Source organism: Amycolatopsis sp. NPDC048633 (assembly GCF_040650695.1).
Classification (GTDB): domain Bacteria; phylum Actinomycetota; class Actinomycetes; order Mycobacteriales; family Pseudonocardiaceae; genus Amycolatopsis.
On the sequence record NZ_JBEZHS010000004.1, the window covers coordinates 269,387 to 295,226 of the forward strand.

Below are 25,840 nucleotides of genomic sequence, written 5' to 3' on the forward strand. Positions count from 1 at the left end.
GCTGGTTGCTTTGAAGGCCACCCCGGTTCGCCCGGGGTGGCCTTCGCCGCGTTCGGGGGGTTCCTCGGCGCCGAGAAGCCATGAAAGACTCTTTCACCGCGTCGGACGCGGTGAAAGGGTCTTTCATGCGCTCCCGGCCGGCCCCAGCTTGCGGTACACCGTCTCCAGGAGCCCGGCGGCCTCGTCCGGCCCGACTTTCAGCGCCTCCGCGATGGCCTCGATCTCCGTCGCGTCCGCGGCGAGCTCGGCGACCCGCAACTCGACTTCGGTGAGCAGCTCGTTCACTGCACGCCCTCGGCGTCGGCGAACTCGCCGGCCAGTGCGGCCCGGCCCGCGACGCCGAGCTTGCGGTACACGCGGGTCAGGTGCTGCTCCACCGTGCTCACCGTGATGTACAGCGTCTCCGCGATCTGCCGGTTCGTGCGGCCCTCCACGGCCAGCTCGGCCACCCTCAGCTCCGCCTCGCTCAGCACGGACGCCGACGGCGACGCCGGCTCCGGGCGCGCCACCGGGCGGGGAACCGCCGGCCGGGACCGGCCCTGGCGCGGCACCTGCACCGTTTTCACCAGGCTGCCGGCGCGTTCCGCGCGCTGGCTCAGGTGGTTGATCGTGCGCATCGTCTTCGCCAGCTCCAGCCGGTCGCCAGACGCCTTGAACGCCTCCGCCGCCCGGTTCAGCAGCCCCGGGCGGGCCGCCGCGTCGCCGGCGAGCGCCAGCACCCGCAGGGCGGACCCGCGCGAGTACACGTCGGCCGGGCCGGCCAGCGACTGCTTGGCCAGTTCGACGGCGATGGCCGTGTTGCCCAGCCCCAGGTTCGCCTCCGCGAGGTCGGCCTGCCACGGCAGGACCGCCGGCAGCTCCAGCTCCTGCTCGTGCAGGATCCGCCGGCACTGCTGCAGATCGCTCACGGCCGCCAGGCCGCGGTTGGTCGCCAGGTGGAAGTGCCCACGGGCCCGCAGGTACCGGATGCCCCCCAGGGTCGCCCACGCCGCGTCCGGCAGCGGCTGCCGCAGCACCGCCGCCGCGTCCTTGAACGCCCCGGACGCGGTGTGCGCGATCAGCAGCGTCGCCAGCGGGTAGCTGATCGCGACGCCCCAGTTCGGCGCGTCCAGCATGGCCAGCGCCCGGTTCCCGAGGTCCACGGCTCCGGCGACGTCGCCCCGGCGCAGCAGCAGGCTCGCGCCGATCGCGTCGAGCATCGCCTTCCACGTGATCGCGCCCCGGTACTCGGCTTCCTCGCTGAGCGAGGTGCACCAGCCTTCCGCGCGGTCGGCCTTGTCGTCGTGGGCCAGCGCGAGGATCGCCGTGGCCAGCGCTTCCAGCGAAGTGTCCGAGAGCCGGCAGTTCTGCAGGATCCGTTCCGCGCACGCCGAAGTCGTCTCGGTGCCCCCGGTGCGCCACACCGCGGCCAGGGAGTTCGCCGTGTGCAGCCAGGGATCGCCCGGGTCGGCTGTCGTCGTCGAGACGCCGTAGTGCCAGTAGCCGGCCAGGATGAGCTCAGCCGAGGTACGCGGGTCGAGCGGTTCGACGTCGTGCTCGAGCGCGGCGAACGAGCGCTCGAAGGTGTCCCGGTCACCGAGCCACAGCGACTGCCGGGCGAGCCCGATCCGGTCGGACCGGTCCAGCGAACCCGCCTCCCGCAACGATCTCAGGTGCGGCGCGGCGGCGGCCGGGTTGACGCGCCAGGTGATCTTGGCGAGCAGCTGGGAGATCGTCTGCTGCTCCCACCGTGCCTTCGCGACCGAGGCGGCGAGCTTCAGGCAGCGGGTGGCGAACTCGATGTCGTCGCCGAGCATCACCTGCTCCGCCGCGGCGACCAGCACCGGGAGCGCCCAGTCGGCCTCCGCTTCCCCCGCGGCGACGAGGTGCCGGGCGACTTCGGCCGGGCTCAGCCCGCGTGCGTGCTTCACCTCGGCGGCGCGCTCGTGCAGCCGGACCTTCTCGGGCCCGCGCAGCCCGCCCACCACCGCGGCGGCGGCCGGCGGCCGGAACCGGACGCCCGCGACCAGGCCCGCTTCGGCGAGCCGCCCGGTGGACGCCTCGGCCTCCAGCGGGTCGACCCCGGCGACGATGGCCACGGCCTCGGTGGTGACGTCGCTGTCCAGCACCGCGATCGCGGTCGCTACTTCGCGCAGCGGCGAGCCGTAGCGGTGCAGCAGCCGCTGCACGGCCTCGGAGTACGCCGAGCCGGTGTCCGTGCTGCCGCGGTGGGCATCGACCAGCGCCCGGACCAGCAGCGGGTTCCCGGCGCTCAGCTCGTGGATCTGCTCGGGCAGCCCGGCACCGCCGGCCGGCACCAGCTCCGCGATGGCCTGGACCGACAGCGGCGTCAGCTCCACGTGCCGGTGCGGCAGCGAGGTGAACGGCGAGTCCGCGTACGACCCGTCGGCGTGGTTCAGGACCAGCAGCAGCGCGGCGGACGGCGCCCGGCGCTGCAGGCGCAGCAGGAGCCGCGCCGAAGTCTCGTCCACGTGGTGGAGGTCGTCGACGGCCACCAGCACCGCGCGTTCGCGGGCCAGCCGGTGCACCGCGTTGCACAGCGCGGCGATCCGTTCGTCGATGCCACCGCCGGCGGTGTGCCCGATCAGCGACGGCGGCAGCAGCGGGCTCGCCAGCAGCTGGTCGATCACCCCGCCGTCCACGTCGCGCTCGTCGGCGGCGCCGGCGGCGGCGAGCGTGACGATGCCCAGCTCCTTCGCCCGCACCACCACCTGGTGCTGCAAGTGTGTCTTCCCGCTGGCCGGTCCCCCACCGACCAGCACCGTCTCTCCCACGCCGGCGTCGCATTCGATCAGCAGGTCCTCGAGAAAAGCCAAGGCCCCCTGCGGATTTTCACGGCGGTTCTGCCCCCAGATCGCGCCCATCGCAAGCTCCTCGAAGCAGGCGGTTGTCTTCCTGCCCCTACGACGTTCGCAGCAGGCGCCTAAGCAGGGCCAACCGCAATCTAAAGTCACCCAACGGAGTGAATCCGACACAGTTTCGCTAGGGGTTGTCAGAGCGGGGAAAGCCCCGAACACTTCGGAAACTGTGACTGCCGTTAACGAAAGAACGAGCCGGTGGATCCGGCGCTTCCACGCGGCCGACGACGCCGCCGTGCGGCTCGTCTGCCTGCCGCACGCGGGCGGGTCGGCGACGGCCTACTTCCCGTTCTCGCGCGCGGCCACCGCTGCCGGGCTGGACGCCGACATCGTCGCCGTCCAGTACCCCGGCCGCCAGGACCGCCTCAGTGAGCGTTGCCACGACGACGTCGGGACCATGGCCGACGCGATCGCCGACGACCTCGGCCCGTGGTTCGACCGCCCGGTGGCGCTCTTCGGCCACAGCATGGGCGCGACGCTCGGCTACGAGGTCGCCCTACGTCTCGAAGCGCGGGGCGCGCGGCCGCTGGGCCTGTTCGCGTCCGCCTGCCGCGCACCGTCCGCCCAGCGGATCGAATACATCCACCAGCGCGACGACGACGGCCTGATCGCGGCCATCAAGGAGCTCAGCGGCACCGACAGCGCGGTGCTGGGCGACGACGAGCTGCTGCGCATGGTGCTGCCCGCGATCCGCGGCGACTACACGGCGGTCGAGACGTACCGCCACCGCGCGGGACGCGAGCTGGAGTGCCCGATCCACGTCCTGGTGGGCGACGCCGACCCGGTGACGGAGATCGCCGAGGCGGACGCCTGGCGCGTCCACACGACCGGCGAGTGCGTCGTGGAGGTCTTCCCCGGTGGGCACTTCTACCTGAACGCGCAGCTCGAGGGCGTCCTCGCCAGTGTCAAGGCCCGGCTGGGTGACTGGAGCCCCTAGGGGGTGGGGTGAGGAAACCCCAGGCGGAGTTCAGGTGCGGACCCCATGGTCCGGCGGGTCCCGGTCCGCGAAACTGGGTACATCGAGAAAACGACCCACCCCCCGGAGGTAGTCATGATGGCGATCCAGACCGTTCCCGGTGTCACCCAGCGGATGCTCCCCAACGGCCACCTCCAGCTGAGCTGCCGCAACACGAGCCGCCAGGTCGAGTGCGAGCCGGTGGCCGCGGCGATGTGGATCGCCCTGAAGCAGCACAACGGCGACATGGACCGCGCGAGCGCGGTGCTGGCGAAGCTGTGGGAGACGGACGTCGAGGACACCCGCTACGACATGATGCTGCTGGCGGGGTCCCTGTGCTCCCTGGGGCTGCTCGCCGAGGTGTGAGGACCCCGCGGCGGACGCCTGGGGGCGTTCGTCCGGGTGTTTTGGGCTCGCGTCGAGCGCCCCTGTTTGGTGCGGCGATCCGCGAGCCTGGTGTCTTCGAAGGTCTTGAATGAGTCATTCAGGAGCTCTCAAGACCTCAATGAGTCATTCCAAGACACCGCGGTACCGAGTGCCCTGGCCGCGGCCCTCTCCCTCGCGCCGAGCGGCTGTCCGCCGGCCCGCAGCCGCCGGGATTCCCTCAGCCGCGGCGCCCGTTCTCTTTCGCGTCGAACGCCCACCCGCGCGGCGATCCGTGAGCCCTCCCGCAGTCCGCCCGCCCGGCCGGGACGTCATGAAAGACTCTTTCACCTCATCCGACGCCATGAACGAGTCGTTCATGACGTTCCGGGCGCCGCCGCGGAAGCCGCCCCAACGCAAAGGGACCGCCTCCGACGCCGTTGGCGGAAGCGGTCCCTGGCCCGGCCGGGGGAGGTGGCCGGGAGTTCTCAGCCCTGTGACTCCAGTTCCTCGTCCAGCATCGCGAACAGCTCGTCCGCGCCCGCCTCCGCCAGCTCGCGGTCGGCCGGGGAGAACGTCGCCACCAGCTCGCGCAGCCGGCCCACCGCCGATGCCCGCGCGGACGCGTCCAGCGCGCGCAGCTCGGTCTCCAGGTCCGCGAGCCGGGCCTCGACCGCGGACGGCGGGTCGGCCAGCCCGGCACCGAGGAACGTAGCCAGCGCCGCCGCCGACGGGTGGTCGAAGATCAGCGTTGCCGGCAGCCGCTGCCCGGTCAGGGACTCCAGGCGGTTGCGCAGCTCGATCGCGGTCAGGGAGTCGAAACCCAGCTCGATGAAGCCCTTGCGCGGGTCGATCGCGTCGCGGCGCTCGTGGCCCAGTACCACCGCCGCCGTGGCGCAGACCAGGTCCAGCAGCGCACGTCCGCGCTCCGCCGCCGGCAGGGCCACCACCTTGGCCCAAGAGTCGTCGACGGCCTCCGCTCGACGCCGCCCGCCGCGGACCAGGCCGCGCAGCATCGCCGGGACGCTGTGCGCGTCGGCCCGGACGCCGGACATGTCCAGCCGGACCGGCACCAGCGACGGCTGCGGAGTCCCGAACGTCGCGTCGAACAGCGAGAGCCCGTCCGCGAACGACAGGCCCAGCACGCCCGAGCGCGCCATCCGGATCAGGTCGGTGTCCGCGAGCTCGCCTGACATGCCGCCCTCGGTCCACAGCCCCCACGCCAGCGACACCGCGTGCCGCCCGGAGGCCGCCCGGTGGTGGGCCAGCGCGTCCAGGAAGACGTTCGCCGCCGAGTAGTTCGCCTGGCCCGCCGCACCGAGTGTGCCGCCCGCCGACGAATACAACACGAACGGAATGTCCAGCGAAGCGGTCAGCGAGTGCAGGTTCCACGCCGCGTCGACCTTCGGCCGCAGCACCGCGTCCATCCGCTCGGGCGTCAGCGCGAGCAGCACGCCGTCGTCGACGACGCCGGCCGTGTGCACCACCGCCGTCAGCGAGACCCCGTCCAGCAGAGCCGCAGCCGCGTCGCGGTCGGCGAGATCACACGCTTCCAGCGAGACCGTGGCCCCCAAGGAGGTCAGCGACGACACCAGCTCGGCCGCCCCCGGCGCCGAAGCACCACGACGGCTCGTGAGCAGCAGGTTCTTGACGCCGTGCTCGGCCACCAGGTGCCGCGCGATCAGCTGGCCCAGCACGCCGGTACCGCCGGTGACCAGCACCGTTCCGTCGGGATCCAGCCCGGCCCCGCCAGGCGTGGGCACGAACTTCGCCAGCCGGTGCACCAGCACCGCGCCGTCCCGCACCGCGACACCGGGCTCGTCGGCGTACATCGCCCCGAGCACCGCATCGAGCGGCAGGTCACCACCGTCGACGTCCACGACCATGAACCGGTCCGGGTACTCCAGCTGAGCCGTCCGGATCACGCCCCAGAGCGCGGCGTGCGTCAGGTCGTCGACGCCCTCGTCGGGACGCGTCCCGATCGCGTTCGCAGCGACCACGACCAGCCGGGATGACGCCAAAGTCTCCTCGGCGACCCAAGCCTGAGCCAGAGCCAGCAACCGATGCGTCGCCTCACGGGCCGCGACCGGCGAAGCCGAGTCAGGCGCCACGAACGGCGCGAACACCACATCAGGCGCCACCCCGTCGGCAACCAGGGCCGGGAGGTCCACATAGGACTTACCCGGCAACCCGAAGCCGGCCCCGAGCACCGCGGACGAGACACCCGAAACGGCGTCTCCCGCGAACGGCTGCCACTCGACGCGGAAGAGCGAGTCGTCCACCGCCGAGCGCGTGGCGCGGAACGCGTCGGCCGCGATCGGCCGCAGTGAAAGCGATTCGACGCTGAGCACCGGCGCACCGGTGGCGTCCGTCGCGTTCAGCGAGACGGTGTTCTCGACGTCCGAAGAGATCAGCACGCGCAGCTCCGACGCCCCCGCGGCGTGCAGTGACACGCCTGACCACGCGAAGGGCAGTACGGGCTTGTCCTCGGTCGGCCCGGCCAGGCCGATCGTGTGCAGCGCGGCGTCGAGCAGCGCCGGGTGGAGGCCGAACGCCGAAGCGTCCGTGTCCTCCGGCAGCGCCACCTCGGCGGCCAGCCGGTCGCCGTCCTGCCACACGCGGCGCAGCCCGGCGAACACCGGCCCGTAGTCGAAGCCCTGGGCGGCGAGGTCGTCGTAGCGCGAGGTCACGTCGATCTCGGTTGCCCCCGCGGGCGGCCACTCGGCCGCCGGCGCCGGACTGACGGCCGAGGAAGACAGCCGGCCACTGCCGTGCTGCACCCACTCGGACGCGTCCTCGGCCTGCGAATAAATCGACAGAGAGCACTGCTCCGATTCGAGAGCGCCGACGACGACCTGCAGCCGGACGGCCCCTTCCGAGGGCAGGATCAGCGGCGCGGCCAGGGTCAGCTCGTCGAGCCGCCCGAAGCCCACCTCGTCGCCCGCGCGGACCGCCAGCTCGACGAACGCCGTCCCGGGGAACACGAGCGAGCCCTGGACGACGTGGTCGGTGAGCCACGGCTGCGTCGACGCCGAAAGCCGGCCGGTCAGCACGACGCCACCCGAGTCGGCCGCGACGACGACGGCACCCAGCAGCGGGTGCTCGGCATCGCGCTGCCCGATCTCGGCGACACCGCGGACGCGGGCACCGGTCGGGTTCTCCAGCCAGTAGCGCTTGCGCTGGAAGGCGTACGTCGGCAGCTCGACCACCGTGCCCCCGGCGTAGAACGCCGAGAAGTCCACAGTAGACCCACCGACGAAGAGCGCCGCGACCGCGGCGGCCGCCGACTCGGCTTCGGGCCGGTCCTTGCGCAGCACCGGGACGAACGTCGCCGAGTCGTCCGCGCCCAGGCAGGTCTGGCCCATCGCGGTGAGCACCGCCGACGGGCCGACCTCGACGAACGTCGTGACGCCCGCGTCGAGCAGCGTGCGGATCCCGTCGGCGAACCGGACGGCGTCGCGGACCTGGCTCACCCAGTACTCCGGCGAGGTCAGGTCGGCGTCGGGGGAAACCGTGGAGATGATCGGGATCTCCGGCGTGCGGTAGGTCAGGTTCCGGGCGATGAAGGCGAAGTCCGCCAGCATCGGCTCCATCAGCGCCGAGTGGAACGCGTGCGAAACCTTCAGCCGCGAAGTCTTCCCGAACTTCGACGCCACGGCGAGCACCGCGTCCTCGTCACCGGAGAGCACCACGGACGCCGGCCCGTTGACGGCGGCGATCGACACGCCGTCGGTCAGCAGCGGCACCACGTCGGCTTCGGTTGCCGCCACGGCGACCATCGCGCCCCCGGCGGGCAGCGCCTGCATCAGCCGCGCCCGGGCCGTCACCAGCGTGCAGGCGTCCTCGAGCGAGAGCACCCCGGCGACGTGCGCCGCGGCCAGCTCGCCGATCGAGTGCCCCAGCAGGTAGTCCGGCTGGACGCCCCACGACTCGAGCAGCCGGAACACCGCGACCTCGACCGCGAACAACGCGGGCTGCGTGTACCCGGTCTCGCCGGAGCCGAGCACGGTCTTCAGGGGAACGTCCAGGTGCTTGTCCAGCTCGGCGGCCACCAGGTCGAAGACCTCGGAAAACGCGGGGAACGCGGCTGCCAGCTCCAGGCCCATCCCGGCGCGCTGCGCGCCTTGGCCGGTGAACAGGAACGCCGTGCGCCCCGCCCCGGCCACACCCTCGACGACTCCGGCCGGGCGACCCGCCGCGTACTCGGTGAGCGCCCGGATCGCGCCCGCCCGGTCGGCGGCCACGACCCCGGCGCGGTGCTCGGCGAGGGTACGGGTGGTCACCAGCGAGTATCCGACGTCCACAGTGGACGTATCGCCCACGGACGTGGCGAGCTTGCCCGCTTGCGCCCGCAGGGCCTCCGGGTCGTTGGCGGAAAGGAACCAGGTCACCGGGCCGTCTTCCGAGGAAGAAGAGACGGCCACCGGGTCGCCCTGCTCGACGATCACGTGCGCGTTGGTCCCGCTGATGCCGAACGACGACACCCCGGCCCGCCGCGGCCGTCCCGTTTCCGGCCACGGCCGTTCCGCGGTGAGCAGCGAGACGGTGTCCGTCCATTCGACGTGCGGCGACGGCTCTTCGGCGTGCAGCGTGCGCGGGAGGACGCCGCGCCGCAGCGCCTCGACCATCTTGATCACGCCGCCGACGCCGGCCGCCGCCTGTGTGTGGCCGACGTTCGACTTGAACGACCCGACGTGCAGCGGCCGCTCCGGCGTCGCCACCTTGCCGTAGGTCGAGATGAGCGCCTGCGCCTCGATCGGGTCACCCAGCTTCGTGCCGGTTCCGTGCGCTTCGACAGCGTCCACATCGGACAATTCCAGTCCGCCGTCGGCCAGCGCCGCGCGGATCACCCGCTGCTGCGCCGGCCCGTTCGGCACGGTGATGCCGCTGGACGCGCCGTCGGAGTTCACCGCGCTGCCGCGCAGCACGGCCAGGACGTGGTGGCCGTTGCGACGCGCGTCGGAAAGCTTCTCCAGCAGCAGCATCCCGGCGCCCTCGGAGCAGCCGACCCCGTCGGCGCCGCTGCCGAACGCCTTGCACCGGCCGTCCGGGGACAGCCCTTGCTGCTCGCTGAAGTAGACGAACATGTCCGGCGTCACCATCACGGTCACGCCGCCGGCCAGCGCCAGCGAACACTCGCCGCGGCGCAGCGCCTGCGCCGCCCAGTGCAAGGCGACCAGCGACGACGAGCACGCCGTGTCCACCGACACCGACGGGCCTTCGAGCCCGAGGGTGTAGGAGATGCGGCCCGAAATGAGACTCCCGTCACTGCTCCCGGCGCCGTAGTCGTGGTACATCACGCCCGCGAAGACGCCGGTCTTGCTGCCCCGCAACGTCGACGGCACGATGCCGGCGCGTTCCACGGCCTCCCAGGCCGTCTCCAGCACGACCCGCTGCTGCGGGTCGAGCGTGCGGGCCTCGCGCGGGGAGATCCCGAAGAACTCCGGCTCGAAGTCGGCGGCTTCGTGGAGGAAGCCGCCTTCCTTCGAGTACGTCGTCCCGGGCCGGCCGGCGGGGTCGAAGATCGACGCGGTGTCCCAGCCCCGGTCCTCGGGGAACTCGCCGACCGCGTCGGTGCCGCTCGCGACGAGCTCCCAGAGCTGCGAAGGCGTGGTGACCCCGCCGGGGTAGCGGCAGCCCATCCCGATGATCGCGATCGGCTCGCTCATCGCCGCGGTGAGCTTCTGGTTGTCCGCCTTGAGCCGCTCGTTGTCCATCATGGACTGACGCAGCGCGGCGACGATCTGCTCGGTGGACGGCGCCTGAGTCACTTCGAGTCCCCTCCATCATCGGTCTGGGTGCCGGCCATCGCGGACCGGACCAGGTCGGCCAGGTCCATCCCGGCGATCGCCGCCACCTCGTCGGTTCCGTTGGCCTCGGCCACCTCTTCGACCGGCTCGCCGAGCTCGGGCAGCAGCTCCCCGAGCAGGAACCGGGTCAGCGGCAGCGGGCTCGGGTAGTCGAAGATCAGCGTCGCCGGCAGGCGCAGCCCGCAGGCGGCCCCGAGCCGGTTGCGCAGCTCCAGCGCGGCCAGCGAGTCGATGCCCAGGTCGGTGAAGCCCTTCTCCACGCCGACCGCCGAAGCGTCGTCGTAGCCGAGGACGGCCGCCGCGTGCTCGCAGACCAGCTGGAGCAACGCGGTTTCCCGCTCGTCGGCCGACATCCCGGCCAGCTTCTCGGCGAACCCGGCTTCGGGGGCCGCCGCCACCGGTCCCGCCGCCGCGGCGGCCCGCCGCGGGGTGGCCGTGACCAGGCCCCGCAGGAGCGGCGCGAGCCGGTCGGCGTCCCGCAGGTCGGCGAGCTGCACCGGCACCAGCGCCGGTTCGCCGGCCGCGAGCGCGGCGTCGAAGAGCGCGAGACCGTCGGCGACGGCCAGCTCCGCGACCCCGGACCGGGCGATGTGCGTCAGGTCGACGGCGTCCCCGCTGCCCTCCCACGGGCCCCAGGCCAGCGACGTCGCCGGGAGGCCCAGCGCCGCGCGGTGTTCGGCCAGCGCGTCCAGGAAGACGTTGCCTGCGGCGTAGTTCGCCTGCCCGGCGGCGAGCAGCAGGCCGCCCGCCGAGGAGTAGAGGACGAACGCCTTGAGGTCCAGCGAAGCCGTCAGCTCGTGCAGGTGCCAGGCCGCGTCGACCTTGGGCCGCAGGACGTTCTCGACCTGCGCCGGGGTGAGCGCGCTCAGCACCGCGCTGTCCATCTGCCCGGCGGCGTGCACCACGGCGGTGAGGTCCGGCAGCGACCCGATGAGCGTGGCCAGCTCGGCCCGGTCGGTGACGTCGCAGGCCGCGACGCTCACCTCGGCACCCTGCTCGGTCAGCTCGTCGACGAGTTCGCGAGCCCCGGCCGCGTCGAGACCGCGACGGCTGGTCAAGACCAGGTTCCGGGCCCCGCGGGCGACGAGGTGCCGGGCCAGGTGCCCGCCGAGCAGGCCGGCGCCACCGGTGATGAGCACCGTGCCGGCCGGGTCCCACTCGACCGGGTCGCCGACGCTGGTGACCTTGGCCAGCCGCGGCACGCGAACCTCGCCGACCCGGACGATCGCTTCCGGCTCACCGGAGGCGACCACCGCGGGCAGCGCCCGCGTCGACTGGGACAGCTCGTCGACGTCGACGAGCTGGATCCGCCCGGGGTTCTCCGCCTGCGCGGCCCGCACGAGACCCCAGACCGGCGCCTGCGCGAGGTCCGGGCTGTCGGCCACGGCGTTGCGCGTGACGACCAGGAGCTTGCCGTCGGACGGCCCGTCGAGCCAGGTCTGCAGCTGCCGCAGGGTTTCCTGCACGGTCGCGTGGACCCGGGCCGGCACATCGCCTTCGGCCGCGCTGACCGGCAGGACCAAGACATCCGCCGCCACCGGCTCTTCGTGCGTCGGGACGCCCAAGCCGAGGTCGTCGGTGCCGAGCACGGCCCAGCCCTCGAGCGACTTGACCAGGCGGACACCGGCCGCGGGCTGCCAGTCGATCCGGTAGAGCGAGTCGGGCACCTTCGCGCCCAGCTGCCCCTCCGACACCGGCCGCGTCACCAGCGACTCGATCCAGGCGACCGGGGAACCGGTCGCGTCGGCCAGCGCGAGTGAGGCGTCCTTGCCCTCCTTGCGCACCCACACCCGCAGGGTCGTGGCCCCCGCGGCGTGCAGCGAGACCTGGTTCCAGGCGAACGGGATCGTCGTCTCGGTCAGCGCCTTCGGGCCACCGGGGACGAGGAAGTCCGTGGCGCCCAGCGCCGAGTCGAGCAGACCCGGGTGGAGCCCGAACTCACTCGCCGCGGTGCCCTCGGGCAGCGTCACCTCGGCGAACACCTCCCCATCGCGCAGCCACACCGCGCGCAGGTTCCGGAACACCGGGCCGTAGCCGAAGCCGAGCCCGGCCAGGTCGTCGTACAACCCGGTGAGGTCGGTGGCTTCGGCGCCCTCCGGCGGCCAGACCGAGAGGTCGAACTCCGCCGGCTGCGCACCGGCGGAAAGCGTGCCGGCCGCGTGCTGGGTCCAGACGTCCTCGATCCGGGAGTGCACCGACAGCTCACGACGGCCGCCCGCGCCCGGAGCGCCGACGACGACCCGGATGTCGACGCCGCCCTCGGCCGGCAGCAGCAGTGGAGCCTGCTGGGTCAGCTCTTCCAGGACGTCGCAGCCGAGCTGGTCGCCGGCGTGCAGGGCCAGCTCGACGTACGCGGTGCCCGGCAGCATCGTCCGGCCCATCACCACGTGGTCGGCCAGCCAGGTCTGCCGGTCCACCGCGAGCCGGCCGGTGAGCACCGCGCCGCCGTCGGGCAGCTCCACCAGCGCACCCAGCAGGGGGTGCCCGGCGGACTTGGCGCCCAGCGAGCCGACGTCGCCGGCCCGCTTCGTCGCGTTGAGCCAGTACTCCTTGTTCTGGAAGGCGTAGGTCGGCAGGTCCACAGTGGACGCACCGCGCCCGGCGAACACGGCACTCCAGTCGGGCTTCGCACCGCGCGAGTACAGCGTGGCCATCGCGGTGAACAGCGTCTGCACCTCGTCGCGGCCCCGGCGCAACGCGGGCACGCCCACGACGCGGTCGGGCCGGTCGGCGGCCGAGGTGTCGCACTCGCGGGCCATGCCGGTCAGCACCGCGTCCGGGCCCAGCTCGACGAACCGGGTCACCCCGGCCGCGAGCAGCGCGCCGACGCCGTCGGCGAACCGCACGGCCTCCCGGACGTGGTCCACCCAGTACTCCGGCGAGCAGAGCTGCTCGGCGGTGGCGATCCGGCCGGTCACGTTGGAGACGACCGGGATGCGCGGGGCCGTGTACGTCAGCTTCTCCGCCACCACGGCGAACTCGGCCAGCATCGGCTCCATCAGGGAGGAGTGGAAGGCGTGCGAGACGACCAGTTGCTTCACGCGCCGTCCGGCCGCCTTGAAGGCCGCCATGGCCGCCTTCACCGCGGCCTCGGGCCCGGAGATCACCACCGAGCGCGGGCCGTTGACCGCGGCGACGTCGACAGTGTCCCCTTCGGACGGGAGCGCGGCGCGCACCTCGTCCTCGGTGGCCGCGATCGCCGCCATGGCTCCCCCGGAGGGCAGCGCCTGCATGAGCCGCCCGCGGGCACCGACCAGCGCACACGCGTCGGTCAGAGAGAGCACCCCGGCGACGTGCGCCGCGGCCAGCTCGCCGATCGAGTGCCCGGCGACGTAGTCCGGCGCGATGCCCCACGACTCGACCAGGCGGTAGAGCGCCACCTCGATCGCGAAGAGGGCGCACTGCGTATACGCGGTCTTGTTCAGCAGCTCACCGTCGGCGGAACCCTTCTCCGCCCAGATGACCTGCTTCAGCGGGACCTCGGTGTCGAACAGGCCGCACGCTTCGTCGAAGGCGCCCGCGAAGACCGGGAAGGCCTCGTAGAGCTCACGCCCCATGCCCGGCTGCTGGGCGCCCTGGCCGGTGAACAGGAACGCGGTCAGGTCGGCCGCGCTGGTCGCGCCGGTGACCGTGCCCGCCGGGGTCCCGCCGGTGGCGAGACCGTCAAGCGCCTTCAAGGCGGCGTCGCGGCCGGCCGCCAGGACCACCGAGCGGTGGTCGAGGGCCGCGCGCCCGGTGGCGAGCGAGTAGCCGACGTCGGTGAGGTCGAGCTCCGGGTTCGACCGGATCCACGCGGCCATCCGGGCGGCCTGGCCGGCGAGGGCCGCGGCCGTGGTGCCGGCGATCGGCAGCGGGACCGCGGGCAGGGCCGGCGCGGTGCGCCGCGGACGCTCCACAGTGGACGGTGGCGCCTCCTCGATGATGATGTGCGCGTTGGTGCCGCTGATGCCGAAGGACGAGACGCCGGCACGGCGCGGACGCCCGTTGGGCAGCCAGGGCCGGGCCTCGCTCAGCAGCTCGATGTCGCCGGTGGTCCAGTCGACGACCGGGGACGGCGCGTCGATGTGCAGCGACTTCGGCAGCATGTTGTGCCGCATGGCCTGCACGACCTTGATCACGCCCGCCGCGCCGCCGGAAGCCTGCGCGTGGCCGATGTTGGACTTCACCGAGCCCAGGTACAGCGGCCGCCCGTCCGGACGGTCCTGCCCGTAGGTGGCCAGCAGCGCCTGCGCCTCGATCGGGTCACCCAGCTTCGTGCCCGAGCCGTGCGCCTCGACGGCGTCCACCTCGGACGGCGTCAGACCTCCCGCGGCCAATGCCGCGTGGATCACGCGTTCCTGCGACGGCCCGTTCGGCGCGGTGAGGCCGTTGGACGCGCCGTCCTGGTTGACGGCGCTGGAGCGGACCACGGCCAGGACCTCGTGGCCGTTGCGCTGCGCGTCGGACAGCCGCTCCAGCAGGAGCAGGCCCGCGCCCTCGGCCCAGCCGACGCCGTCGGACGCCGCGGAGAAGGACTTCGACCGGCCGTTGGGCGAAAGCACGCCCTGACGGCTGGAGTCGACGAACAGGTCCGGCTGCGAGAGCAGCGTGACGCCGCCCGCCAGCGCCAGCCCGCACTCCCCCGCCCGCAGCGCCTGCACCGCGAGGTGCAGCGTGACCAGCGAGGACGAGCACGCGGTGTCGACCGTCATGCACGGGCCTTCCAGCCCCAGCAGGTAGGAGATGCGGCCGGAGACGACCGCGCCCGAGCTGCCGTTGGGGATGTAGGCGGCGACGTCGAGGGGCGCGCCGGGGACGCGGCTGCCGTAGTCGTCGTACATCGCGCCGGTGAAGACGCCGGTCATGCTGCCGCGCAGCGCGGTCGGGTCGATGCCGGCCCGCTCGATGGCCTCCCACGCCGTCTCCAGCAGGAGCCGCTGCTGCGGGTCCATGGCCAGCGCCTCGCGCGGGCCGATGCCGAAGAACGCCGGGTCGAACAAGGTGCCTTCGTGGAGGAAGCCGCCTTCGCGGGCGTAGGTCTTGCCCCGCTTGCCGCGCTCGGGGTCGTAGATGCTGTCGATGTCCCAGCCGCGGTTGGTCGGGAACTCCGACACCGCGTCGACCTCGTCGACCAGCAGCTGCCAGAGGTCCTCCGGCGACCGGACGCCGCCGGGGTACCGGCAGGCCATGCCGACGATCGCGATGGGCTCCTGCATCGACGCGTTGGTCCGGGTCGTGGTGGCCGGGACCTTGGCGACCGCGCCGAGCAGCTTGCCCTTGACGAAGTCCGCCACCGCCTTGGCGGTCGGGTGGTCGAAGATCAGCGTCGCCGGCAGGGTCAGGCCGGTCGCGGTGCCGAGCAGGTTGCGCAGCTCGACCGCGGCCAGCGAGTCGAAGCCGAGCTCCTTGAACGCGCGGGTGCCGTCCACTTCGGACTTGTCCGCGTAGCCGAGCACGGTGGCCACCTGGGTGCGGACGATGTCCAGCAGCACGCGGTCACGCTCGTTGTCGGCCAGCGAAGCCAGCTCCGCGGCCAGTGCGTTGTCGGCCGCCTTCGCCGCCTTGGCGGTCCGGCGGGCCTTCGGCGGGACGAACCCGCGCAGCAGCGCCGGCAGGTCATCGGTCCGGGCCCGCAGGGCCGCGACGTCGACCCGCAGCGGGGCGATCACGGCGTCGTCGTCGGCGGCGGTCGCCGCGTCGAACAGCGCGAGTCCCTGCTCCGCGGTGACCGCGGGCAGGCCGAGCCGCGCCATCCGGGCGAGGTCCGCCTCGGCCAGGTCGCCGCCGAGACCGGTGTTCTCGGCCCAGAGACCCCAGGCCAGCGCCGTCGCCTTGAGCCCAGCCGCCTTGCGGTGCTCGGCGAGGCCGTCGAGGAACGCGTTGGCGGCGGCGTAGTTCGCCTGGCCCGCGGGCAGCACCTGGCCACCAGCAGACGAAAACAGCACGAACGCGGCGAGGTCCTTCGTCAGCTCGTGCAGGTGCCAGGCGGCGTCGACCTTGGCCCGCAGGACCGAGTCGAGCCGTTCCGCGGTCAGCGAGTCGAAGACGCCGCTGTCGGCCGTGCCCGCCGCGTGCACCACGGCGGTGAGGTTGTCGATCGCCCCGAGCAGGCTCTCGACCTGGGCGCGCTCGGTGACGTCGCACGCGGAGACCCGCACCCGGGCCCCCAGGTCGGCCAGGTCCTCGACCAGCTGCCGGGCGCCCGGCGCACCGATCCCGCGCCGGCTGGTGAGCACCAGGTCGGTGACGCCGTGCTCGGCCACCAGGTAGCGCGCCAGCAGGCTGCCGAGCCCGCCGGTGCCGCCGGTGATCAGCACGGTGCCACCGGCCTGCCACGGCGAGGTCTCGCCGGACTCGGTCTTGGCGTACCGCGGCACGAGCACCGCACCGTCGCGGATCGCGGCCTCCGGCTCCCCGGAGGCGACGACCGCCGCAATCGAGGCGGCCACTGTGTCGGAATCGGCGTCGATGACGAACACCCGTCCGGGGTGCTCGGCCTGAGCCCCACGGGCCAGGCCCCACAGCAGTCCCTGCGTGACGTCCACAGTGGACTCACCGGCAGGCACCGCGTCCTGCGTCACCACGGCCAGCTTGGTGATCCCGAACCGGTGTTCGGCCAGCCAGGCCTGCAGCTCGGCGAGCAGCCACGCGGCGTTCTCGCGGGCCACCGCCGGGACGTCGGCAGTGACTTCCCCGCTGGCGCCGGGCACGGTCAGCATGATCAGGCTGGGCACCGGCTCGCCGCGGTCGATCGCCGCGGTGAGGTCGGCGAACCCGGCGTAGGTGGCGGCCACCCCGACGCGGCCGCGGCCGATGGCGACGACTTCGGCGTCGGACTGCGACACGGAAACGGGCTGCCAGGCGATCTTCAGCAGCGAGCCGTCAACTTCGGCGGACGACGCCGTCAGCTCCCGGCGGACCGGACGCGAGACGAGCGAGTCGATGGTCGCGACCGGCCGGCCTTCGCTGTCGGCCACCTCGATGGCCGACACCTCGTCGCCGTTCAGCCGCTCGATCCGCACCCGCAGCACCGAGGCGCCGGCGGCGTGCAGCGTGACGCCGTTCCAGACGAACGGCAGGAGGGTCGCGCCGCCCGGGTCGCCGAGGAGGTCGGCGTGCATCGCGATGTCGAGCAGCGCCGGGTGCAGGCCGTAGCGGCTCGCCGTCGACGCCGCCGGTTCCGGCAGCGCGACTTCGGCGAACACCTCGTTGCCCCGCCGCCAGGCGGCCGTGAGCCCCTGGAAGGACGGGCCGTAGCCGTAGCCGCGCTCCTCGAGCAGGGTGTAGGCACCCTCGACGATGACCGGGGTCGCCCCGGCCGGCGGCCATTCGGTGAGCCCGGCGGGCTCGGGCCGCGGCGCCGCGGACAGCGTGCCGACCGCGTGCTGGGTCCACTCGTCGCCGTCGATCGCGCGGGAGAACACGGTCACCGGGCGGCGGTCACCGTCGGCGGGACCGACCACGACCTGGAGCGCGACGGCGCCGTCCGGCGGCAGGACGAGCGGCGCCTGCAGCGTCAGCTCGTCGACCGTCGAGTGGCCGACCTGGTCGCCGGCCGCGATGGCGAGCTCGACGAACCCGGTGCCGGGCACCAGGATCGCGCCCTTCACGACGTGGTCGGCCAGCCACGGCACCGACCCGGCCGACAACCGGCCGGTGAGGACCGTCGTGTCCGAACCGGACAGCGGCACGACCGCGCCCAGCATCGGGTGCGGCAGCGGCTGCTGCCCGACCGCCGTCACGTCACCGGACGGGGTCGCGTCGAGCCAGAAACGCTTGTGCTGGAAGGCGTAGGTCGGCAGGTCGAGCCGGATCGGGCCGTCGCCGAGCACGCGGTCCAGCTTCGCCGCACCGCGGGTGTGGAGGCGGCCGAGCGCGGCCAGCGCGGTGCGCACCTCGTCCCGGTCACGGCGGCCGAAGGGCACGAACGCGACCGCGGCGGGGTCGGCCACGCTCTGCGGGCCGAGCGCCGACAGCACGCTGTCCGGACCCAGCTCGAGGAACGTCTCGACGCCGTCGGCGGCCAGGGCCGCCACCGCGTCCCCGAAGCGCACGGCCTCGCGGACGTGGGTGACCCAGTACTCCGGCGAAGTCAGGTCCGAACCGGGCGAAACCGTGGAGAAGATCGGGATCCGCGGCGCGTTGAACGTCAGACCGGCGGCGATCTCGCGGAACTCGTCGAGCATCGGGGCCATCAGCGGCGAGTGGAACGCGTGGCTCACGCGCAGCCGGCGGGTCCGGACGTCGGCGACCGTCGCCGCCCGCTCGATCCGGGCCACGACCTCGGCGACGCCGGAGACGACGACCGACTCGGGGCCGTTGACGGCGGCGACGCTGACCTCGTCCTCAAGCCCGCGCAGCAGCTCCCGCGCGGCCTCTTCGGTCGTGGCGAGCGAAACCATGGCGCCCGGGGGCTCGCTCAGCGAGCCCATCAGGCGACCGCGTGCCGCGACGAGCGCGGCCGCGTCCTCAAGGGAAAGCACGCCGGCGACGTGGGCCGCGGCGAGCTCGCCGATCGAGTGCCCGGCCAGTGCGTCGGGGACGATCCCCCACGACTCGGCGAGCCGGAAGAGCGAGACCTCCACCGCGAACAGCGCGGTCTGCGTGTACTGCGTCTGGTCGAGCAGGCCACGGTTCGCCAGCGCCGTCGTGCCGAAGACGACGTCGCGCAGCGGGATGTCCAGCAGCGGGTCGATCGCGGCGCAGACGGCGTCGAAGGCGTCGGCGAACACCGGGTAGGTGTCGTAGAGCGCTTGGCCCATGCCGACCCGCTGGGCGCCCTGGCCCGAGAACAGGAAGGCCAGCTTGCCTTCGCCGGCGGTGCCGGTGACGACGTCGGTGCCGGGCTCGCCGGACGCCAGCGCGTCCAAACCTTCGGCCAGCTCGGCCGGGGTCCCGGCGACCACCACTGCCCGCTGCTCCAGCGCGGCACGGGTCGAGGCCAGCGAACGCGCCAGCTCGACGACCGTGACGTCTTCGTGGTCGGCGAGGTACGCCCGCAGCCGGGCGGCCTGGCCGCGCACCGCGGCCGGGGTACGGCCGGAGAGCGCGACGGGCACGACGGCTTCAGGCTGCGGCTCGGCGGGCTGCTCGACGCCGGCGTCGATCGGGGCCTGCTCGATGATCACGTGGGCGTTGGTGCCGCTGATGCCGAACGACGAGATGGCGGCGCGGCGCGGGTGGCCGTTGGGCGACCAGTCGCGCGACTCGGTCAGGAGCCGCACCGCACCGGTGTCCCAGTCGACCACAGTGGACGGACGATCGACGTGCAGGGTCTGCGGCAGCTGCTCGTTGCGCAGCGCCATGACCATCTTGATGATGCCGGCGACGCCGGCCGCGGCCTGGGTGTGGCCGATGTTGGACTTGATCGAGCCGAGCCACAGGGGCTGGTCCTCGGCGCGGTCCTGGCCGTAGGTGGCGAGCAGGGCCTGCGCCTCGATCGGGTCGCCCAGCGTGGTCCCGGTGCCGTGGCCCTCGACGGCGTCCACTTCGGACGGTGCGAGACCGGCGTCGGCCAGCGCCTTCGTGATCACGCGCTGCTGCGAGGGACCGTTCGGGGCGGTGAGGCCGTTCGACGCGCCGTCGTGGTTGACCGCGGAGCCCTTGAGCAGCGCGAGCACCGGGTGGCCGTTGCGGCGGGCGTCCGAGAGCCGCTCGACGAGCAGCATGCCGGCGCCCTCGCCCCAGCCGGTGCCGTCGGCCGAGTCGGCGAACGAGCGGCAGCGGCCGTCGGCGGACAGGCCGCGCTGGCGGCTGAAGTCGACGAAGGTGTCCGGAGTGGACATCACGGTGACACCACCGGCGAGGGCGAGCGTGCACTCGCCGCGGCGCAGTGCCTGGACCGCCCAGTGCAGGGCGACCAGCGAGGACGAACACGCGGTGTCGACCGTGACCGTCGGGCCTTCCAGGCCGAGGGCGTACGAGACGCGGCCGGAGACGACGCTGGCGAGGCTGCCGTTGCCGAGGTAGCCCGCGATGTCGTCGGAAACCGTGCCGAGGCGGGTGCCCCAGTCGTGGTACATGACGCCGGCGAACACGCCGGTGGCGCTGCCGCGCAGGGAGACCGGGTCGATCCCGGCCCGCTCGAACGCCTCCCAGGACACTTCCAGCAGCAGCCGCTGCTGCGGGTCCATCGCGGCCGCTTCACGCGGGCTGATCTCGAAGAAGTCAGCGTCGAACTCGGCGGCGTCGTGCAGGAACGCGCCGTGCTTGACGTAGCTGTGGCCGGGCTTGCCGGGCTCGGGGTCGTACAGCGCGTCGACGTTCCAGCCACGGTCGCTCGGGAACGGCGTGAGCGCTTCTTCGCCGCCCGAGACGAGCCGCCACAGGTCCTCCGGCGTCGCCACGCCGCCGGGGTAGCGGCAGGCGATGCCGACGATGGCGATCGGCTCCTCCGGGTCGGCCGTGGTCACCGGCGCGACCGGCGTGGCCGGGGCCAGCCCGGCGACGCGCGTGACCAGGTACTCGGCCAGCGCGCGCGGGGTCGGGTGGTCGAACACGAGCGTCGCGGGCAGCCGCAGGCCGGTGACGGAGTCGAGCACGTTGCGCAGCTCCACCGCGGCCAGCGAGTCGAACCCGATCTCGCCGAACGGGCGGGACGGGCTGATCGCCGACGGGCCGTCGTGGCCGAGCACAGCCGCGACGTGGGTGCGCACCAGGTCGAGCACCGCGCGGTCGCGGTCGGCCTCGGACAGCGAGACGAACCGCTCGGCGAACTGCCGCTCCGGCGTCAGCTCACCCGCGGCCGCGGCGATGCGGCGCCGGTTCGCGGGGACGAGGCCGCGCAGGAGCGCCGGGACGTCGTCGCGGGCGCTCAGCGCGACGCGGTCGACGCGGGTGGGCACCACGGTGGGCGTGCCCGTGGCGATCGCAGCGTCCAGCGCGGCCAGGCTTTCGGACGCGGTCAGCGGGGCGAGGCCCAGCCGGCCGATCCGGCTCAGGTCCTTTTCGGACAGTCCGGCGCTCATGCCGAGCGCGGCGCCGTCGTCGGTCCACAGGCCCCAGGCCAGGGACGTCGCGGGGAGGCCCTGCTCGCGGCGGTGTTCGGCGAGCGCGTCGAGGAAGGTGTTACCCGCGGCGTAGTTGGCCTGGCCCGCGCCGTCGACCAGCCCGGCCGAGGACGAGAACAGGACGAACGCGGCCAGGTCGGAGGTCAGCTCGTGCAGCGCCCACGCGGCGTCGACCTTGGGGGCGAGGACGGTGTCGAGGCGGTCGTCGGTGAGCGAGCCGATCATCGCGTCGTCGAGCACACCGGCGGTGTGGACGACGGCGGTCAGCGGCTGCTCGATCTTCTTCAGCGCGGCCGACAGCGACCGCTTCTTCGTGACGTCACAGGCGATGACCTGCACCGTTGCGCTCGTCCCCAGCTCGGCGACCAGCTCGGCCGCGCCCGGGGCGTCGCTTCCGCGCCGGCTGAGCAGCACCAGGTGCCGGACGCCGTGCGTGGTCACGAGGTGCCGCGCGACCTGCGCGCCGAGGCCGCCGGTGCCGCCGGTGACCAGCACGGCGCCGTCGGGCTGCCAGGCCGGCGCGTCGGTGTGCAGGCGGACGAGCCGCGGGGCCCGGACGTGGTCGCCGTCGATCCGCACCTCCGGCTCGCCGGACGCGAGTGCGGTGACCAGGGTCTTCGTGGTGGTCTCGCCCTCGATCAGGACGATCCGGCCCGGGTGCTCGGCCTGCGCCGAGCGCACCAGCCCGCGCACGACGGAGTCGGCGAGCGAGCCGGGAGTCCGGAGCACGAGCTTGGCCGAAGCGAAGCGCTCGTCGGCGACGAACTCCTGGAGGACGGCGAGCACGCGGTGGGCGGCCTGCTTGGCCGCCGCCGGGATGCTCCGGCCCTTCGCGGCGACCGGCACGACGATCGTGTCCGGCACCTCGGTCAGCTTGGCCAGGTCGGTGACCTCGACGACCGGGATGTCCCCTTCGGCGGCCGGGACCGGCGTCCATTCGACGGTGTGCAGCAGGTCCTGCGCCCGCGGGCCCAGGTCGGCACCGTTGACCGGGCGGGAGCGGAAGGACTCCACCGACAGCACCGGCGTCCCCGCCGGGTCGGTGACCTCCAGGGAGACACCGCCGGTGGCCGGTGAGGTGATCCGGACCCGCACCTCGGTCGCGCCGGAGGCGTGCAGCCGCACGCCGGTCCACGCGAACGGCAGGCGGATCTCGTCGGCTTCGCGGGCCTCGCCCGGGGCGAAGTCGGTGGCGTGCAGGACGGCGTCGAGCAGCGCCGGGTGGATCCCGAAGTCTTCGTCCCGGGGAGGCAGGGCGACCTCGGCGAACACGACGTCGTCGCGCTTCCACGCGGTCCGCAGCCCGCGGAACAGCGGGCCGTAGCCGTAGCCCTGCGCCGCCAGCTCTTCGTACAGCTCGTTCGTGGCGACGACCTCGGCGCCCGACGGCGGCCACTCGGTCATCGGCGCGGGCTCGGCGGCCGGCGCCTCGGCCACCACGCCGACGGCGTGGCGGGTCCAGGCGACGTCCTGCTCGGTCCGCGAGTAGAACTCGATGGTGCGGCGGCCGTCCTCGACCGGGCCGACCACGGCCTGCACCTCGACGCCCCGGCCGTCGGGCACGGGCAGCGGCGCCTGCAGGGTCAGCTCGTCGACGACGTCGCAGCCCGCCCGCTCGGCGGCGTGCAGGGCCATCTCGACGAACGCGGTGCCGGGCAGCAGGGCCGTGCCGGCGATGGTGTGGTCGGCGAGCCACGGGTGCGACCGCAGGCCGATCCGGCCGGTCAGGACCAGGCCGTCGTGGTCGGCCAGGCCGATCTCGGCGGCCAGCAGCGGGTGGCCGGAGGCGAGCTGGCCGAAGTCGGCCGCGTCGCCGCGCCCCGGCGCGGTGAGCCAGAAGTGCTTGCGCTGGAAGGCGTACGTCGGCAGGTCGACGGCGTTCGCCGGGCCGAAGAACGCGGTCCAGTCGACCGGCACGCCCCGGGTGTGCAGCCGCCCGAGCGCGCCGGCGAGCGCCGGCACCTCGGCGTGACCGCGGCGCTGCGCGGGGACGAAGGTGATGTCGGTGCCGTGCGGGCCGGTGGCGGCCATGGCCGCGAGGACGGCGTCCGGGCCGACCTCGATCGCGGTGGTGACGCCGGCCGCGGCGAGCGCGGCGACGCCGTCGGCGAATCGCACCGCCCGCCGGACGTGGTAGAGCCAGTAGCCGGGCGAGCACAGCTCCTCGGCCGTCGCCAGGCGGCCGGTGACGTTCGAGACGAGCGGGATCGACGGCGCCGCGAAGTCGACGACCTCGAGGACCTCCCGGAACTCGGCGAGCATCGGCTCCATCAACGGCGAGTGGAACGCGTGTGACACGCGCAGCTCGCTGGTCTTGCGGCCCTGCAGGCGGAACACCTCGGCGACGGCTTCGACCTCGGCGCGCTCGCCGGAGACGACGACCGACGTGGGGCCGTTGACGGCGGCGATGCTCACGCCGCCGGTGAGCAGGGGGTCGATCTCGTCCTCGGTCGCCGCGATCGCGACCATCGCGCCACCTTCGGGCAACGCCTGCATGAGACGGCCACGCGCGGCGACGACCAGGCAGGCGTCTTCCAGCGACCAGACGCCGGCGATGTGCGCGGCGGCCAGCTCGCCGATCGAGTGCCCGAGCAGCACGGCCGGCTTGACACCCCACGACTCGAGCAGCCGGGCCAGCGCGACCTCGATCGCGAACAGCGTGCACTGCGCGTACTGGGTGCCGTTCAGCTCGTCGGCGTCGTCGCCGAAGAGGACGTCGCGCAGCGGGCGGTCCATCTGCACGTCGAGGTGGTCGATGGCCTCGTCGAAGACTTCGGCGAAGACGGGGTAGGCCAGGTACAGCTCCTTGCCCATGGCGAGCCGCTGCGAACCCTGGCCGGTGAACAGCATCGCGAGCTTGCCCGGCGTGCGCTCGCCCGTGAAGACGGCGGAGTCCTGCTCGCCGGCGGCGAGCGCGCGCAGGCCGCGGAGCGCGTCCTCGGTGCTCTCGGCGACGACGACGGCGCGGTGGTCGTGCGCGGCACGTGTGCCGGCCAGCGAGAAGCCGACCTCGGTGAGGTTCGTCGATTCCACAGTGGACACGAGCTTCCCGGCCTGCGCCCGCAGGGCTTCCTCGCTGCGGGCCGAGACGACGAGCGGCACGACCGGGAGCGGCTGGGTGTCGACGGTCTCGTCGGCGGTGGCCGGCGCCTGCTCGATGATGACGTGGGCGTTGGTGCCGCTGACGCCGAACGACGAGACGCCGGCGCGGCGCGGCCGCTCGACCGCGGGCCACTCGCGGGCCTCGGTCAGCAGCTCGACCTCGCCCGCGGTCCAGTCGACGTGCGGGGTCGGCGCGTCGACGTGCAGGGTCTTCGGCAGGTGGCCGCGGCGGATCGCCTCGACCATCTTGATCACGCCGGCCACGCCGGCCGCGGCCTGGGTGTGGCCGATGTTGGACTTGATCGAGCCGAGCAGCAGCGGCGTCTCGCGGCTCTGGCCGTAGGTGGCGAGCAGTGCCTGCGCCTCGATCGGGTCACCGAGGCGGGTGCCGGTGCCGTGCGCCTCGACGGCGTCCACTTCGGACGCTTCCAGCCGGGCGTCGGCGAGCGCGCGGTGGATCACGCGCTGCTGCGACGGGCCGTTGGGGGCGGTGAGGCCGTTGGAGGCGCCGTCGGAGTTGATGGCGGTGCCGCGGACGATGGCGAGCACGGTGTGGCCGTTCGCGACCGCGTCGGACAGCCGTTCCAGCACCAGGACACCGACGCCTTCGGCGAACCCGGTGCCGTCGGCGCCCGCGGCGAAGGCCTTGCAGCGGCCGTCTTCGGCGAGGCCGCGCTGGCGGCTGAACGCGGTGAACGTGCCGGGCCCGCCCATGACGGCGACGCCGCCGGCGAGCGCAAGGGGGGTTTCGCCGCGGCGCAAGGCCTGCACGGCGAGGTGCAGCGCGACGAGCGAGCCGGAGCACGCGGTGTCGACGGTCAGCGTCGGGCCTTCGAGGCCGAGCGCGTAGGCGACGCGGCCGGAGACGACGCTGGGGGCGTTGCCGGTGAGCAGGTAGCCGTCGAGGCCGTCGGGGGCCTCGTGCAGGCGCGGGCCGTACTCCTGGGCCTCGGCGCCGATGAAGACGCCCGCGGGCGTGCCGCGCAGTGTCGTCGGGTCGATCTTGGCGCGCTCCAGCGCTTCCCAGGCCGTCTCGAGCACCAGCCGCTGCTGCGGGTCCATCGCGGACGCCTCGCGCGGCGAGATGCCGAAGAAGCCCGCGTCGAACTCGCCGGCGTCGGGGAGGAAACCGCCGGAGGTGACGTAGCTGCTGCCCGGGCGGTCCGGGTCCGGGTCGTAGAGGCCGTCGAGGTCCCAGCCGCGGTCGGCCGGGAACCCGGAGATGGTGTGCACCTCTTCGGCGACGAGCCGCCACAGCTCTTCGGGCGAGGCGGCCCCGCCCGGGTAGCGGCAGCCGATGCCGACGATCGCGACCGGCTCGTCGTGGTCACCCGCGACCACTGGTCCACTGTGGACGACCTCGGCACCGAACACCGCCGCGTGCAGGAAGCGCGCGACGGCGACCGGCGTCGGGTAGTCGAAGGCGAGGGTGACCGGCAGGTCGAGCCCGGTGGCCTCGGTGAGCCGCGCGTGCAGCTCCACCGCGGCCAGCGAGTCGAACCCGTGGTCGGAGAACGCCTTCTCCGGGTCGAGCACCGCCGGGACGTCCGGCCGGGCCGCCAGGAGCGCGGCCCGCGTGGCGTCGTGGACGACGTCGGCCAGGAATGCCGAGCGGTCACCGGGGGGCAGTTCGGTCAGCCGCTCCGCGAACCCGGACGCCCGATTCGATTCGGTTTCAAACTCACGCATTCCGCACTCCACCGCTGTAGCAAGCCAGCACTCAAGGTCGTCTTTTTCGATCGTAGGTCGGCGCGCAGCGCGGCC

At 73.5% G+C, this 25,840-nt stretch carries 6 protein-coding genes; 2 read left to right on the plus strand and 4 right to left on the minus strand.

The window, feature by feature from the left end; genetic code table 11:
- Window positions 1-123: 123 nt before the first annotated feature.
- Both AB0C38_RS11910 and AB0C38_RS11915 read right to left on the minus strand, forming a co-directional pair.
- Window positions 124-285 carry a hypothetical protein gene (locus tag AB0C38_RS11910; protein ID WP_360670592.1) on the minus strand — a complete coding sequence of 54 codons (162 nt, stop codon included), beginning with the start codon at window positions 283-285 and terminating at the stop codon, window positions 124-126.
- Window positions 282-2,864 (minus strand): LuxR C-terminal-related transcriptional regulator, encoded by a 2,583-nt coding sequence (locus AB0C38_RS11915; protein ID WP_360670595.1) that lies wholly within the window; start codon window positions 2,862-2,864, stop codon window positions 282-284. Before AB0C38_RS11915 ends, AB0C38_RS11910 begins: the two co-directional genes overlap by 4 nt.
- Window positions 2,865-3,027: 163 nt before the next feature.
- Here AB0C38_RS11915 and AB0C38_RS11920 point away from each other — a divergent pair, with 163 nt between their 5' ends.
- Window positions 3,028-3,795, plus strand: coding sequence for an alpha/beta fold hydrolase (locus AB0C38_RS11920; protein ID WP_360670598.1), 768 nt, complete (start codon window positions 3,028-3,030; stop codon window positions 3,793-3,795).
- Window positions 3,796-3,912: 117 nt separating this feature from the next.
- Window positions 3,913-4,179 (plus strand): hypothetical protein, encoded by a 267-nt coding sequence (locus AB0C38_RS11925; protein ID WP_360670601.1) that lies wholly within the window; start codon window positions 3,913-3,915, stop codon window positions 4,177-4,179.
- A gap of 485 nt (window positions 4,180-4,664) precedes the next feature.
- Here AB0C38_RS11925 and AB0C38_RS11930 read toward each other — a convergent pair whose 3' ends face one another.
- Together AB0C38_RS11930 and AB0C38_RS11935 are read right to left on the minus strand one after the other, a co-directional pair.
- The gene (locus AB0C38_RS11930) at window positions 4,665-9,947 is read right to left on the minus strand and encodes a type I polyketide synthase (protein ID WP_360670604.1); all 5,283 of its coding nucleotides are present in this window, start codon (window positions 9,945-9,947) and stop codon (window positions 4,665-4,667) included.
- On the minus strand, window positions 9,944-25,765 hold the full coding sequence (locus tag AB0C38_RS11935) for a type I polyketide synthase (protein WP_360670607.1): 15,822 nt from the start codon (window positions 25,763-25,765) through the stop codon (window positions 9,944-9,946). Before AB0C38_RS11935 ends, AB0C38_RS11930 begins: the two co-directional genes overlap by 4 nt.
- Window positions 25,766-25,840 lie beyond the last annotated feature (75 nt).